Annotated in this window: 10 protein-coding genes; 1 reads left to right on the plus strand and 9 read right to left on the minus strand. The window is 48.2% G+C overall.

Translation table 11 applies throughout. The features are described from left to right. Positions 1–10: 10 nt before the first annotated feature. From EV209_RS10370 to EV209_RS10395, 6 genes are all read right to left on the minus strand, one after another. On the minus strand, positions 11–1,492 hold the full coding sequence (locus tag EV209_RS10370) for a response regulator transcription factor (RefSeq protein ID WP_130435396.1): 1,482 nt from the start codon (positions 1,490–1,492) through the stop codon (positions 11–13). After that, positions 1,464–3,257, minus strand: a complete 1,794-nt coding sequence (locus EV209_RS10375; RefSeq protein ID WP_130435397.1) for a cache domain-containing sensor histidine kinase — start codon at positions 3,255–3,257, stop codon at positions 1,464–1,466. The genes EV209_RS10370 and EV209_RS10375 overlap by 29 nt, the downstream gene beginning before the upstream one ends. A gap of 4 nt (positions 3,258–3,261) precedes the next feature. Next, a complete protein-coding gene (locus EV209_RS10380) occupies positions 3,262–4,098 on the minus strand; it encodes a carbohydrate ABC transporter permease (protein ID WP_130435398.1) in 837 nt (278 codons plus the stop codon). Continuing rightward, positions 4,098–4,952 (minus strand): carbohydrate ABC transporter permease, encoded by an 855-nt coding sequence (locus EV209_RS10385; RefSeq protein ID WP_130435399.1) that lies wholly within the window; start codon positions 4,950–4,952, stop codon positions 4,098–4,100. Before EV209_RS10385 ends, EV209_RS10380 begins: the two co-directional genes overlap by 1 nt. Positions 4,953–5,037: 85 nt before the next feature. Then, the gene (locus EV209_RS10390) at positions 5,038–6,435 is read right to left on the minus strand and encodes an ABC transporter substrate-binding protein (RefSeq protein ID WP_130435400.1); all 1,398 of its coding nucleotides are present in this window, start codon (positions 6,433–6,435) and stop codon (positions 5,038–5,040) included. Positions 6,436–6,560: 125 nt separating this feature from the next. Beyond that, complete coding sequence (locus EV209_RS10395; RefSeq protein WP_130435401.1) at positions 6,561–9,347, minus strand: alpha-L-rhamnosidase; 2,787 nt, start codon at positions 9,345–9,347, stop codon at positions 6,561–6,563. Between the two features lie 328 nt (positions 9,348–9,675). On the opposite strand from EV209_RS10395, the gene EV209_RS10400 reads away from it, so the two are divergent. Then, the gene (locus EV209_RS10400; RefSeq protein ID WP_130435402.1) at positions 9,676–10,569 is read left to right on the plus strand and encodes a hypothetical protein; all 894 of its coding nucleotides are present in this window, start codon (positions 9,676–9,678) and stop codon (positions 10,567–10,569) included. Positions 10,570–10,891: 322 nt separating this feature from the next. Here the strand turns inward: EV209_RS10400 and EV209_RS10405 are convergent, their stop codons facing one another. Genes EV209_RS10405 through EV209_RS10415 form a run of 3 tightly spaced genes read right to left on the minus strand, consistent with a single transcriptional unit; the run spans position 10,892 to position 13,796 of the window. Then, positions 10,892–12,037, minus strand: a complete 1,146-nt coding sequence (locus EV209_RS10405) for an enolase C-terminal domain-like protein (protein ID WP_130435403.1) — start codon at positions 12,035–12,037, stop codon at positions 10,892–10,894. 12 nt (positions 12,038–12,049) lie between these two features. Continuing rightward, complete coding sequence (locus tag EV209_RS10410) at positions 12,050–12,901, minus strand: carbohydrate ABC transporter permease (protein WP_130435620.1); 852 nt, start codon at positions 12,899–12,901, stop codon at positions 12,050–12,052. Then, complete coding sequence (locus EV209_RS10415) at positions 12,891–13,796, minus strand: carbohydrate ABC transporter permease (protein ID WP_130435404.1); 906 nt, start codon at positions 13,794–13,796, stop codon at positions 12,891–12,893. Before EV209_RS10415 ends, EV209_RS10410 begins: the two co-directional genes overlap by 11 nt. Positions 13,797–13,829 lie beyond the last annotated feature (33 nt).

Raw genomic sequence — 13,829 nt, forward strand, 5'->3', positions numbered from 1 at the left:
TTCCATCTCCTCATTCATCGTTTTTTTCCGCCATCCTCCTGGCTTTGTACTGGGATGGTGTCATTCCTGTATACTTGCTGAAAACGGTTCCGAAATACAGCTGCTCAAAACCGATTTTCTCGGCCACCTCGCGCACCAGCAGGGAAGGGTTTCCGTCCATCAGGCTGCGTGCCATCTGGATTTTCCGCTCTAACTGATATTCCTTATAGGTCTTCCCCGTATAAATCCTGAAAATCTTCCGCACATAAGGCTGGCTCACATGGAATCTTTCACAGATCTCCTGCAAAGAGTTATTTTTTTCCGGGTTTTTCTCCATCAGGCTGCAGATCTGATCAAATAATTGCTTTTCATTCTTCCTCAATGTTTCCGTCTCCATATGTACTTCCAAAAAGACTTCTTCCATTTCTTTCCACAGGCTGTCCCGTATTTCGGTAAAGCAGTCCCCCTGCCAGATGATCTCGTCCAGCCCCTCATTATATGGGATGCTCTCTGCCTTTAATATGTTATTTTTTATCAGCTGGACTGTAAGTTCATGCATCCAGCTCCGTATGTGGGCAATATCCGCCTGGCTCTGCTCCCAGACAGCGAACAGTTCAAAAAAATGCTTCTGGAAACTTTTTTTGTCCCTTGCCTGAACATCAATCCTGAGCTGATTTTTCAGCGTTTCATCGGGAATTACTGTTTCCTCAGAGCACATATAACTTGCCGGAAGAACTGCCTGTACTGTTTTCCCCGGGATTATCATACGTCTCAAAGCATCCCGGTACAGCCTGCGCAGGGCTTCGATCTGCCCGTCCTCCCCATTCACCTCCGGGATCAGGATGCAGGCGCAGGTGCGCCTCCTTGCGGGCCGGGCCATAATTTTCCTGGAAACAATCTCCAACGCTCCGTCTTCCTCTTCTCTATCCTGCAGAAAAAAGACCCAGTTTTTGTAGACCAGCCAGAGAATCCCCTGTTTTACTCCCGGACCAACAAGGCAAATTTCCTCCTGGTCGTTTCCGTAATACACTGCCAGCAAGCGTATGTTCCTGCAGGAGAGCGCCCGGGAAAAGGCCGCCTCATCCCTTTTCCGAAATGCGATCTGCAGTTCCTCCTGCTGCCGCCTCGCATTGCGTTTCTGGCAGGCCGTCCTGATAGAAAGCAGGTTCTCCCTCAGTTCTTCCGGGTGGATAGGTTTTAAAATATAGGCGGTGGTCTCCAGCTCAATGGCCTCTTTTGCGTACTCAAACATTTTATACCCGCTGATCACCAGGAAATACATTCCTCTGTTCCGGGCTCTGGCTCTGCGGATCAGCTCCAGCCCGGTCATACCTGGCATCCTGATATCTGTAATCAGCACGTCAGGACGCTCTTTTTCAATCAGCTCCAGCCCTTCCTCTCCGCTGCAGCAAACGCCGCAGACAGAAAAGCCCGGTATTCCTTCTGTAATCTTCTTCACAAACCTGCCGATGGGAGGTTCGTCCTCAGTAATCAGTACCTTGATCTCTCTCATTCTCTTCGTCACATTCCTTCATCACTGCAGACAACACCACACGGAAACCTCCCGAGGGCTTATTTTCTATTATATAGTCAAAGTCCCCGTTGTAAAATAGTTTCAGCCGCAAAATGGTATTTCCCACGCCTATTCCGTCCCGTACGCCGCTTCCGTCCTCCAGCGTATTATCCCAGGCCAGGCGCAGTTCTTCCTGAAGGCTGGAAAGGACCTCAGGATCCATGCCCGCGCCATTGTCTTCAATAGAGATTACCCAGCGGCCTGTTTCCTCGTATCCCCTGATCCTGACATCAATAGAAACATGTCCCGTATCAAAAGCATGCTCAAAAATATTTTCTACAAAAGGCTGCATCACCAGCCTCAGCACCGGCTGTTCCAGAACTTTTTCCTCACATCCCAGCTCATAGGTAATGCGGTCCTCAAACCTCAGCTTCATGAGTTCCAGGTAAATCCTTGTATTCTCCATTTCTTCCCGTACTGTGGCAGTGGTGCTGTTCCTGTCTGAAATAAAGTACCGGAGCAGCCCCGAAAGCTTCAGGCAGGCGTCGTACACCCGGTCATCCCCGTTTTCAGAGCCCATGATGCCGATAATATTCAGGGTATTGTACAGAAAATGGGGATTGATCTGCCCCTGCAGAGAATGAAGCAATTCCCTAACATGCAGGGTTTTTAAGGTTATTTCATTCTGTATCATGGTGTCCAGGCGGTTTCGCATCCGTACAAATTCTTCATATAAATATCTTGTTTCTTCGTATCGTTCAAAGGGCTTTCTGCTGGTCACGGATTTCAAATTTTCCAGCGTAGTGGACTGCATTTCTTTCTTCAACGCTACCAGCGGCATAGACAACTGCCTGGAAAATACCAGAATGCCTCCCACAGTGAGCGCCAGAAGCAGAATCCCTTCCAGAAGGAATGTAAAGATGGTCCCGATCACGATTTCATAAACCAGGCTCATGGGTGAGGCCAGCGTCACTGTAATTTTGCTCCCCGGATTCAGAACGGAAGCCACCAGATAGTCTTTTTTCAGCTCCCGCATCCCTTCCTGCAGATATTTCTGTTTTGGAAAACCTTCTGTGGCATAAATAACCCGGTTTCCGCTCTGCACCATGATTTCAGAATCACTGAGCTCATCAATCCCGAAGATATAGTTCAGGTCCTCCAGCCGGATCTGCACGGCCAGATACCCCACTACTTTCCCCGGGTCCCGCACCGCCCTCACCAGTGTCAGCGCCTCCATACCAAATTCAGGGACGGCGTCTCCCGACACAGGAAGAAGAATTGTGGCGCCGCTGTTATGATCCGCCTCCTCCTTCCATTCCAGCCTGTCTATCTGCTCCTGCCCCAGCCTGAATTGGAAGGAATATTTATTGTTATATTTTTCGTTAGTGATAAAGTGTCCTTCCTGGTTAAAATAGGCCAGGTTGTAGTTGGACATGACATTGGAGTAGGTACAGATGGAAGCTGTAAGGCCCTGATAGTATTTGTTTTCTTCATAGGAGGTATTGTTTTTATAAGTCAGCCCCTTGGCCATCTGAATAAAGCCGTCCCTGCAGATCACATCCAGTGAAATGAATTCCATCGTGTCTTTCAGTGAATTAAACTGCGCCTCTGCCAGGGCAGCTGCGGAATCCAGTTTGGCCTGGGAAGATTTCTCCGTACTTTTTGTAGTGTTTACCACAACAATAACCAACAGCACCAGCAGCGGTATCACCGCCAGCACCAGATATGAAAGGATCAGTTTTCTGGTAAAGCTTCCATGCTTCATATAATCATCCCTTTACTGCTCCGGCCGTCATCCCCTCCAGAATTTTTTTATTTAAAAACAAATACAAAATGATAATCGGCAATGAAACAATAATTGCCGCCGCAAACAGGTGTCCATAGTCCGTTGTCCAGGCGGATTTCAGGGAGAACACGAACAGCTGGACTGTCTGCGAACCGGAACCCGACATATAATACTGAGGGTTCTGGAAATCATTATACACTACAATGGAACGCAGAATCACAACAGTTGCAGTGATCGGCTTGACCATTGGGAAAATCACCCTGGCAAAGAGAGCGAACGGCCCGCAGCCGTCTATGATGGCAGCCTCATCAATCTCTCCCGGAATGGTGGACACATATCCTTTATACAGCATCGTTGCAAAAGGAAACAAAGTCGCCACCTCTACTACAATCAGCCCCGGCAGGGTATTGGCAATATGAAGCCTGTCCAGCATCCAATAGGTAGGGATGATCGCCGCAGGAACAATGAGCCCCGCCAGAATCAATTTGTTGGATATGGCTCCTATCCCGCCTGTTCTGCGCTGAAGGACATAAGCCGTGGCAGACGCCACTAAAACCAGGATAAGAATCGAGGATACCGTGAGAATCAGGCTGTTTTTAAAAGCCTTCAGAATCGCGCCGTTCTGGTACTGAAATACATATGTATAGTTTTCAATAAAGTTCCATTTCTCCGGCAGGTCCAGAGTCAGTTGGGCCGCCTCTGCCTTCTCTTTTCCAGAGGTAAGGATCGCAAAATAAAATATGATCCAGTGTGTTACGAGCGTGGCAAGCACAATGATGACTTCCACGATTTTACTCAGCAGACTTCTTTTTCTTACCATTATAACCGCTCCTCCCACTTGCTGACAAAGGAATTTAATGGAAATACGATAATAGAAACAATGACGAACAAAATCACGTTTCCTGCCGTAGCCAATCCATAGCTTCCTCTGGAGAATAGTTTATACACAACAGAGCCAATCACTTCTGTGGAATATCCGGGGCCTCCGCCTGTCAGGGTATAGATCAGGTCGTAATCTCTCAGGCCTCCGATCAGGGACAGGGTGAGAACTGTATTGATGGTGGGGATAATCAGCGGCAGGGTAATTCTTGTAAAATTCTTTCTGCCTGTGGCTCCGTCGATTGCTGAAGCCTCATAATAATCCCGGGGGATAGCGCTCAGGCCCGCCACAAAAATAATCACCGCAGTTCCCAGGCCTTTCCAGATATCTATGGCGCAGCAGGTGGCCAGCGCAATGGTCTTATCTGTCAGGAACCGGACCACCGGGAGCCCCGCCCCGGTCAGAGCCTGATTGACGATTCCTCCGGGGTCCAAGACGCTTTGAAAAGCTGTTCCGATCACTACATTGCCAAGCAATGTGGGGAAGAACACCACAATCTTCAGGTAATTGCCGGTGCGGATTCCGCTGCACACATACTGCGCGATCAGCAGCCCCAGGATCACTTTAGCGGAACAGGTCACGGTTGCGTATATCGCCGTATTGATCAGCGCGGAACGGGTGCTGGTCATGGTGAAAAAGGAAATAAAATTCTCAAATCCGGTAAATACTGATGATTTTAAATTCCAGGTGGTCATTGAAAAATAAAATGACGCAAAGGTAGGAATCACAAATATCGTAATATAGATGAGCAGGCCGGGAACTGCCAGCCACATCGGATATCTTTTTTTATTCATGCGTTTCGTCCTCTCTGATAGAAAGGCAGCCCGGCCTGAAAGCCGGACTGCCCAGATTTTACAGAATATTCAGGAACAGCCCTGATTACCAGCCTGCGATTCCTTTCTGCTGCGCATCAATCGCGTTATCCTGTTCAATTTCTGTAATTGCCTGATCCGGTGTATAGTCGCCGGTTCCTACCATCTGAAGAATTGTCGCCATGTTGGAACCCTTAATGTCGCTGAAGTATTCCATTACCGGCGAAGAAGCTTTATCCACCCAGCTCTGCGCTTCGATTACAGCTGTGGATACATTGTCAGGCAGATCGACTCCGTTCAGCATGAAAGCGCCGGTAGGCGTGGTTTTTGTGCAGTACGCATCAATGGATTCACCTGTGGTCAGGAATTCCATCAGCGCCAGAGCGCATTCTTCTTTTTCTGCGGGTACATTTTTGTTGAGCGCCCATCCCGGAGGCATCCAGGTGGCTACGCCCAGTGACTTATTGTCTTTGTCAGGAAGAGGGAAGAACCCGATGTTATCGATTCCCTCCGGAGCCAGTTCTTCCACTGTGGCCATTACATTGGTGCGGCACACCAGCATGGCGGCTTCTCCGTTTGCCAGCTGAACCGATGCGTCTTCAAAGGTCAGAGACAGGGGATCTTCGCACTGATATCCTTTTTCCCAGAGATCGTACATCTTAGTCAGGCCCCTCATGTAAGCCTCGGATTCATGCAGCTCCAGCTCCTTCGCGGTATACTGCTTTGCGAAATCAGGATTTTCATTCTGTACGTAATAGTACTGTGCCAGGAACAGGATCTGTACGCCTGACGGAGTGTTGTAAGGAGACGCGCAGGGATCAATTTCAGATCCGGTCTTGATCTTCTCGCAGTTTGCCAGGAACTCTTCCCAGGTCTCCGGGATTTCCAGCCCCATGTCCTCATACACCTTCTTGTTATAGAACACGCCCGCTACATTGGATGTAGTGGAGGGAACCACGTATACAGCCCCTGTTTCCTTGTCTGTTACGATTTCCCTGTAGCTGTCCACGATGTTGGAAAGCCATTCCTGCCCGGACAGATCATAGATATTGTCCTGAGGTGAAATGTTCTGCAGTTTGGCTCCGATGGAGGTCTGCCACAGATCCGGCAGATTCCCGGTAGCCGCGCGCACCTGAAGGGTGTTTTCGGATTCATCCGCATTGCTGGACAGATGCTCTACTTCAATCTTGGCTCCTGTCAGTTCTTCAAACGCTGCAAACTGAGCATCGAATGCGTCTGAAACGTCGCCGGTGGTACTGTGGGCTACATTCAGTGTAATGCCTGAAAAATCCCATTTCCCTGAGGGCTGTTCTCCCTGCGTTTCATTACCTTTTGTTTCCTTGGCGGCTTCAGTGGTTTTCGCTCCACCCTCCGCCGCAGTTGTGCCTGGCGTGCCGGAGGATGAACAACCGGCCAGACTGGCTACCAACGCTGCAGTCAGTGTAATTGCTGCAAATTTTTTCATAATGTTACCTCCTCGTGTATTTTATGCTCCCATCTTATCATTTTCGACAAAAAAGTCCATAGAATATCCACAATGGCAATATCGAAAAAAAGAAATAATTATGCAATATGACCGATGCCCTGTTTTTATTTTTCAATTAGGCCGATAAAGTTTTCGATCTCCCACAGAGTTTCTTTCCCAAGTCCCAGCTGCGTCCCCATTCCCAAGAGGAAGGGCAGTTTGCTCATTTCTTCCAGGGTCATCTGCTGTATTTCATCTCCGTCCAGTTTTTTTAATATCGGGACTTTTTTATAAAGATATTCTCTGATCTCCGGCCGGCGTACCAGCACCCGGATGGGCTCCTCCATAGAATAGCAGGGGCTCCAGCCCTGGCGAAGCACATAACGGTAATGGTACTCCCCTCCGGGCAGCAGTTCTGAACCTGTTTTGTTCTCTTCTGCATAAGGCAGTTCCAGCCGGGCGCAGGCCCCAAAGGGAATTTCCAGGTCCAGCTTTAATTCATCACGCTCTCCTTCTGTAAGGATTTCCCAGCTGATCCTGTACCTTCCGGCGGCAGTATCCAGTTCCGCCGATAATTTTCCCAGCTTTCTGCAGGGGACAGGGGATATCCTGACTTTTGTAAACCCTTCCCCTCCTTCCAGCGCCTGTATTCCGGCCCCATGGCGGTAGAGCCAGGCTGCTACGCTTCCATTTGCATAATGGTTCAGAGAGTTCATGCTGTTTTTTTGTATTTTCCCATCTTTCCCCAGAGCATCCCAGCGCTCCCATACAGTAGTGGCCCCCAGCTTCACCGGGAACAGCCAGCCGGGGTATTCTTCATTCAAAAAAATTTCATATGCGATATCGTCTCTTCCGCAGATTGAAAGAGCCTCCAGCAAAAATGGCGTGCCCGCAAATCCTGTTTTCAGCTTATATCCGTCCTGTCTAATCCGGCTCACCAGCTGGCTTTTGAGCCTTTCCTGCTGCTCTTTTTCCCTTACGATCCCAAACACCAGGCCCAGCACTGCGGCTGTCTGGGTATGGACAGCAGTTTCTCCTGCGGGCGTAAAGTATTCTCTCAGAATGGCCTTTCTGATGTTCTCAGCCTTTTCTAAATAATGCCTCTGGTCCTCTTTTTCCCCCAGTACGCCGGCCGTCTTCCCTACCAGCAGAGTGGAATAAAAGAAAAACGCGGAGGAAATGTAGTAGACCTGGGTTCCGCCTGTGGGCATGTGCTCAAACCCTCCGTCCAGGGCCAGCCAGTCCCCATAGTGAAAGCCGTTCTGCCACAGGCAGGGGTTTGTCCCGAACTTTTGATTCTCCCTGTCAATATATCCGATCCATGCTTTCATGCTCTCATATTGTTCTTCTAAAATAGAAGGATCTCCGTAGATTTCATAGAGCCTCCAGGGGATGATCACCGCCGCGTCTCCCCAGCCCGCGGATGTCCGGGCGCTCTGTCCTACAGCGGGCACGATCTGGGGGACCAGTCCCCCTGTTTTTTCCTGCTCCTGCGCGATATCATGAAGATATTTCCGGAAAAACGGATAGCATTCCATATTCAGACAGGCTGTTTCCGCAAAAATCTGCGCGTCCCCCGTCCATCCCAGCCGCTCGTCCCTCTGCGGGCAGTCTGTGGGAATATCCAGGAAATTTCCTTTCTGGCTCCACAGCACATTTTCCAGGAAACGGTTCAGCAAAGGATGCCCTGTGGCAATTTTTCCTGTGGAAGGAAGATCGCTGTACAGCACTTCGCCGGTAAAATCCTCCGGCCTGGGGCTGTTTATTCCTGTAATCCGCACATACCGGAAGCCAAAAAAGCTGAGTCTGGCGTGAACCCATCCTGGCTTTCCGTCTGAAATATATTCAAACCTGGCTTTTGCGGTCCTGTAATTTTTTTGATAAAAGCAGCCGTCCTGCAGCACTTCCCCATGTTCCAGAACAATTCTGCTGCCTTCCGGTTCCCGGCAGAAAAACCGCACATATCCTGCCATGTTCTGACCCATGTCCAGAATGGTCTCTCCGGCCGGGGAGCATATGATCTTTTCCGGATAAATCCTTTCCATCACTCTGACCGGCACGCTCAGCCGTTCTTTCACCCTTCTGGAATCCAGATGTCCCTGCTCAGCAGCAAAACAGGCGCTATCCTCAAAACAGCCGTCCTGAATTTCTCCGTCATAGATGTCAGAGCTCAGAATCCGGCTTTTTCTGACTCTCCAGCCAGTATCGGTACTCAGAATGCAGCTTCCGTCTGCGTACAGGTCAGCCAGGCATTCAAACTTGTTCTTCCGGCGGCCGGTTTCTCCCAGACAGCAGCCGTACCTGCCCTTATACCATCCGTCCCCCGCCGCGACCTGGATGAGGTTTTCCCCCTCCTGCAAAAATTCCCCCACATCATACGTCTGGTACTGGACGTATTGGTCATAAACGGTCAGCCCCGGCGCCAGCGCTTCATTCCCGCATCTTTTTCCGTTAATACGGACTTCATATACGCCCAGGCAGGTCATGTAAAGCCTTGCTGAAGAGGGTTTCCTCTCTAACCGGAAATCTTTTTCGAAAACCGGCTGCACCTGCCCGTCCAAACACGGCGTAATGCTGATCCCCTGAAATCCCTGCTCCATCAGGCCGGTCTCAAACCATTCGCTCCGGCTCATTTCCGTATTTCCCAGATCGTCCCAAACCTGCACTCTCCAGAAATATCTGGTACGGGGGCTCAGTTCCAGATCTATTCTGGTTCCCGTCCCCTTTACCCGGGAGCTGCGGCCGGTGTCCCAGATGATTTCACTGAAGTTCTCGTCTGTGGATATCTGAATCCGGGCGCTGTCCTGATAACGGCCTTCTCTGTTTTCCACTTTATAGGAGGCCGTCAGCGTGCGGAACCAAAAACCCAGAGGCCGCGTCATATGGTTTATTCTCATCTGCTCAATTTTCATTGCCCTTCTCCTGTCATTTTGATAGTTTTATTTTATCTGATGGAGGGGAAAAATCTATAGAATAAAAAAAGTAGTGGTATCAAAAAATAGAGCATAGTTCTTTCAGTCAAATATATTGTTGATTTGTGTCGAATTTTGTCTGTTTGTTTTATAATAAATATTGAATATTGTTAGCTATATAGTATATTGACTTTTTATTTTTGGCTGATATAATAAAATTAACAATCAATTATTTAATTTACAGGTAAAGGGGGAGGAGTCCAATGGATAACTATATTTGCAGTAATTAAACTAAGAAAAGGCGCCCCATTAGAAAGGAGACTTAGTTATGAAAAAATATCGTACAATTTCTTTTATGCTGATAGCCGTATTTATGTGTATTTCCATTTCTCAAGGAGTTTTTGCTGGAAATGTTGATATACCTGAAACTGTAGCAGAGAAAATAGCCCTTGTAAACCATGCAAAAGCAGTAGCTAAAGTACGGACTTTTAAACAAGAGCCATATGATGGATATTTGCTTGAGTTGCTTGCAAAAATAGGTTCTGGTGAATTAAGCGAAGAGGAGTGTAAAAACGAATTAGAATCATATGGCTGCTTTTTGTTGGAATCAGAAAGTAATCCAGAAATTCAGATGTATTCTAACCCAAGTGATGTCTCCATGTCAATTCCTACAGTAAGTTATCTAGCACAAAATGATACTTGGATCGTAGGTGGAGGAGGAACATGGAATAGCACGGCTGGAATTCCAAAACCTAATATGTTATTTGTTACAGAAGGAAAAGAACAAAATGTTGGAAACAGGGACGTTGTTGGTCTATCATTCAGTAATACATATGGTTCTAGCGCTGGTTGTAATGCAATAGGTGGAACCTCATATATGAGTGATAAAACCAGTAAATATCAAGTCTATAATAGTACATGGACTCATGGAGATGGTATCCATGGAATTGGATATGAGCTTCAAGATACTTGGGTTGCCACAGATGTTACCGGTACAACTTATTTACCCTCCTACAAAGGATATCATTTTGGATGTAGTGTTCAATTTAACGGAAATTTTAAGAACTATCATGGAAGTGTTTATTCTTATTATGGACATACTGAATCCAAATGTGTAATAACCAGTATAGCTTTTAATACAGGATATTCTCCTGGAGTTACAGTTACATTTAGCGACAGTACCACCGGATTTTTTAGCAAAAGTTGGCAAAAGGGCTTTTAGGTGAATGTATTATGAAAAAAATAGTCTTTGGCTCAACACTAATCATCTGCTGCACTGCATTTTTGATCTTTATGATGTCCTTAGGGTATATTTCTCGTGGCATGTCTTTTTTTAGATTAGCAATCATTGCTATCCTTATCGCAGGATTCTATCTCTGCATAAAGGGCCTGCGGGAAAAAGATTAAAATTCTCAGTATAGAAAAGCAGGAAAAGACGCGGGAGGCTATGGCCGTCAGGCATTGTGCCTCCCGCGTCTTTCTGCCGCCTCTCTGCCAGGGATTTCTGGCAGCAGCGCATTTTTACCTTCTCGGTCCAAGTTAATTCACTCTACAGAATCCACTTCCATCCCAAAATACAACTCCATCCCGAATCCGGGCAGGTCCGGCACGGTCAGCTTGCCGTTCACCAGCTCATAGCCGGAGGTATCCACGCCTTCCGTAGTATCTACGATTCCTTCGATACTTGGCACATAGGGGTAGGCGGCTGCCAGAGCGGCGGTATAATTTGTTTTTACTCCCCAGCCCCAGTTATGGGGGGATATCTTAATCTTTTTTTCCCGAAGCATAGGTAATATTTTTCTCCACTCTGTAAATCCAAAGCCTGCTATATCCATCTGCAGCACGTCCAGCGCCCCCGCTTCCGCCAGCCGCAGCAGCAGTTCCAGGTCAGGGTGCGCCTCTCCGTCCGTAATCATGGTCCGGGGGCATTTTTCCATGAGATAGGCTTTCAGTTCCCGGTCGTCCTCCAGATTTTCTTCAAAAGGTTCCTCGATCCAGTACAGGTTACACCCTGCCGCGCCGTCTACATACCGTTTCACCTCATCCACCGTATAGGCGCTGTTAATATCCACCATGATACGGGATTCCGGAAAATATTCCCGCACCAGTTTTGTCACCTGGATATCCCGCTCAATGCCCTGGTTTTTTTCCATCCAATTCAGGCCCCGGCCGATTTTCAGTTTAAAATCCCGGAAACCCAGCGCATAGTCGTCCTGGCACTCCTTTAAAATCTGCCGGATGCCCTCTGGCTTCTGATCAGGGCTCAGGTCGTCGATCAGGATCGCGCCGTCATAGCAGGGAACCGGATTCTGACCGCCATGGCCGATCATCCAGGCCACAGAGACGCCCATAATCCTTCCGGCCAGATCATGGAGGGCAAAATCATATTCCTTGAGCCGGCTGTCCCGGATTCCCACTGCGGGATCAAATAGTTTCGCCACCGTCCGGCCCAGAAGTGCGCGGTCCGCATCCTGTCCGGCTGCCGGCCGGCCCAGGCAATAGCCCCATCCGGCTGTACCTTTATCTGTAGTAATCTCCTTCACCAGAAAAGTATCTCCATAGCCGTGCTCTCCCCTTACAGAGTTCTTGCCATTTAATCTGGTGTAACGATTCCGCACCTCCAGAGTACGGATTTTCTTGATCCTGTGCTCATGCAGTTCTTCTGCATGAAATTCATCAAAATGTTTCATGAGCGCTCCTCTCTAGCCTTTCAGGCCCGATGTGGCAATTCCCTCCACGAAATACCGCTGCAGCACAAAATAGATAAGAGTGCAGGGCACCATTGCAATTACAGACATTGCCAGAATATTTTTCCACTGAATAGCAGACGTAGCGTCCAGCGCCATTCTAAGTCCCAAGGAAACGGTATATTTCCCTACAGAACTGATATACACATATTGCTGGAAGAAATCATTCCAGGTCCAGATAAACTGGAAAATCACCGCTGAAATCACAGCCGGTTTACTCAGGGGAACCAGAATCCGCACCAGTGTCTGGAAGGAAGAACAGCCGTCAATTCTCGCCGCTTCATCCAGTTCCCGCGGCACCCCCTCAAAAAACTGTACAAACATATAAACAAAAAATGAGGAAGTAGCACAGGCTGCCGGCACCCAGAACACCAGATAAGTATCAATCCAGCCGAAGCTCACATACAGCAGGTACCGGGGGATCAAAAGGACAGAAGCAGGCAGCATCATCAATGCCATCATAACCGCAAACAGCACCTTCCTGCCGGGTACCCGGAATCTGTTAAACCCATACGCCGTCAAAATACTGGAAACTACCGTCAGCGCCACAGTAGGCACTACCAGCAAAAAAGAATTCCAGATATAAGCGCCAAAAGTAATCTGGCCGGAGCCCTTCCAGCCCTCTATGTACCCTTCCGGATGAAAGCTTTCCGGCAGCAGCTTCAGCGTTCCAAAAATCTCCTGATTTGACTTGAAACTGCCGAAAAACATATAAATCAAAGGAAAAATCAGAATCAGTCCCAAAAAGGCCAGTAAAAGATATTTGAAAATCAACCCCGCCGCACGCAGCCCCTTCTTATGCTTCATCATGATACACCCACTTTCTGGAACTGATAAAAATCAGGCCGCTGAGGCACATAATTCCCGCAAATAACAGCCAGGACAACGCGCTGGCATATCCCATTTTAAAGTTGGTAAATGCTTCCCGGTAGATCTTGATCCCATATAAAAACGTTGATTTATTGGGCCCGCCGTTTGTCAGAACATAGGCTGTGGAGAACTCCTGGAAGCAGCTGATCAGCTGCATGATCAGATTAAACAGCATGATCGGTGAGATCATTGGCAGAGTAATCCTGAAAAATCGCCGGATGCGGGAAGCGCCGTCAATCTGCGCCGACTCGTAAAGCTCCTTCGGCACATTTTTGATTGCCGCCAGAAACAGCACCATAGAAGAACCGAACTGCCAGATGGGGATAATGCTGATGGTCAGCAGCGCAATCCCGGGGTCCCCCAGCCAATTTGGTCCGGTAAGGCCAATCCCTTCTAATACAGCGTTAATTACGCCCTGTTTCTGAAACACGAACTTCCATATAATCGAAATTGCCACACTGCTGCCGAAAATAGAAGGCAGATAATAAACAGTCCGGAACAAATTAATTCCTTTCATGTCCGCACTCAGAAGCACCGCTACCAACAATGCAAAAAGCACCCGGCCCGGCACCGCCACCAGTCCATATTTAAGAGTGACCTCCACATTTTTCCAGAAATCTGCATCCTCTGTCATTAGCCTGACATAGTTTCCCAGTCCTAAAATCTGAAAGGAGTCTCCCATAGATTTGTCTGTAAAAGACAGCACAAATGAATAAACAAATGGATAGAGCTGAAAGATCAGCAGCCCTAAGAGCCATGGCAGGAGATACAGGAGGCCGCTCCAGTCCCGCCTGGTATAGCGGTGTTTTTTTATCAAAGCATTCTGTTTCATCCAATTCCTCCCTTTACCGTAAATACCGCGCCA

Origin of the sequence: Cuneatibacter caecimuris (assembly GCF_004216775.1) — a bacterium.
Taxonomy (GTDB): Bacteria; Bacillota; Clostridia; order Lachnospirales; family Lachnospiraceae; genus Cuneatibacter; species Cuneatibacter caecimuris.

Coding starts and splice junctions, on each gene's coding strand:
- EV209_RS10370 (WP_130435396.1), bottom strand. CDS start 1,492: ATGAGAGAGATCAAGGTACTGATTACTGAGGACGAACCTCCCATCGGC.
- EV209_RS10375 (WP_130435397.1), bottom strand. CDS start 3,257: ATGAAGCATGGAAGCTTTACCAGAAAACTGATCCTTTCATATCTGGTG.
- EV209_RS10380 (WP_130435398.1), bottom strand. CDS start 4,098: ATGGTAAGAAAAAGAAGTCTGCTGAGTAAAATCGTGGAAGTCATCATT.
- EV209_RS10385 (WP_130435399.1), bottom strand. CDS start 4,952: ATGAATAAAAAAAGATATCCGATGTGGCTGGCAGTTCCCGGCCTGCTC.
- EV209_RS10390 (WP_130435400.1), bottom strand. CDS start 6,435: ATGAAAAAATTTGCAGCAATTACACTGACTGCAGCGTTGGTAGCCAGT.
- EV209_RS10395 (WP_130435401.1), bottom strand. CDS start 9,347: ATGAAAATTGAGCAGATGAGAATAAACCATATGACGCGGCCTCTGGGT.
- EV209_RS10400 (WP_130435402.1), top strand. CDS start 9,676: ATGAAAAAATATCGTACAATTTCTTTTATGCTGATAGCCGTATTTATG.
- EV209_RS10405 (WP_130435403.1), bottom strand. CDS start 12,037: ATGAAACATTTTGATGAATTTCATGCAGAAGAACTGCATGAGCACAGG.
- EV209_RS10410 (WP_130435620.1), bottom strand. CDS start 12,901: ATGAAGCATAAGAAGGGGCTGCGTGCGGCGGGGTTGATTTTCAAATAT.
- EV209_RS10415 (WP_130435404.1), bottom strand. CDS start 13,796: ATGAAACAGAATGCTTTGATAAAAAAACACCGCTATACCAGGCGGGAC.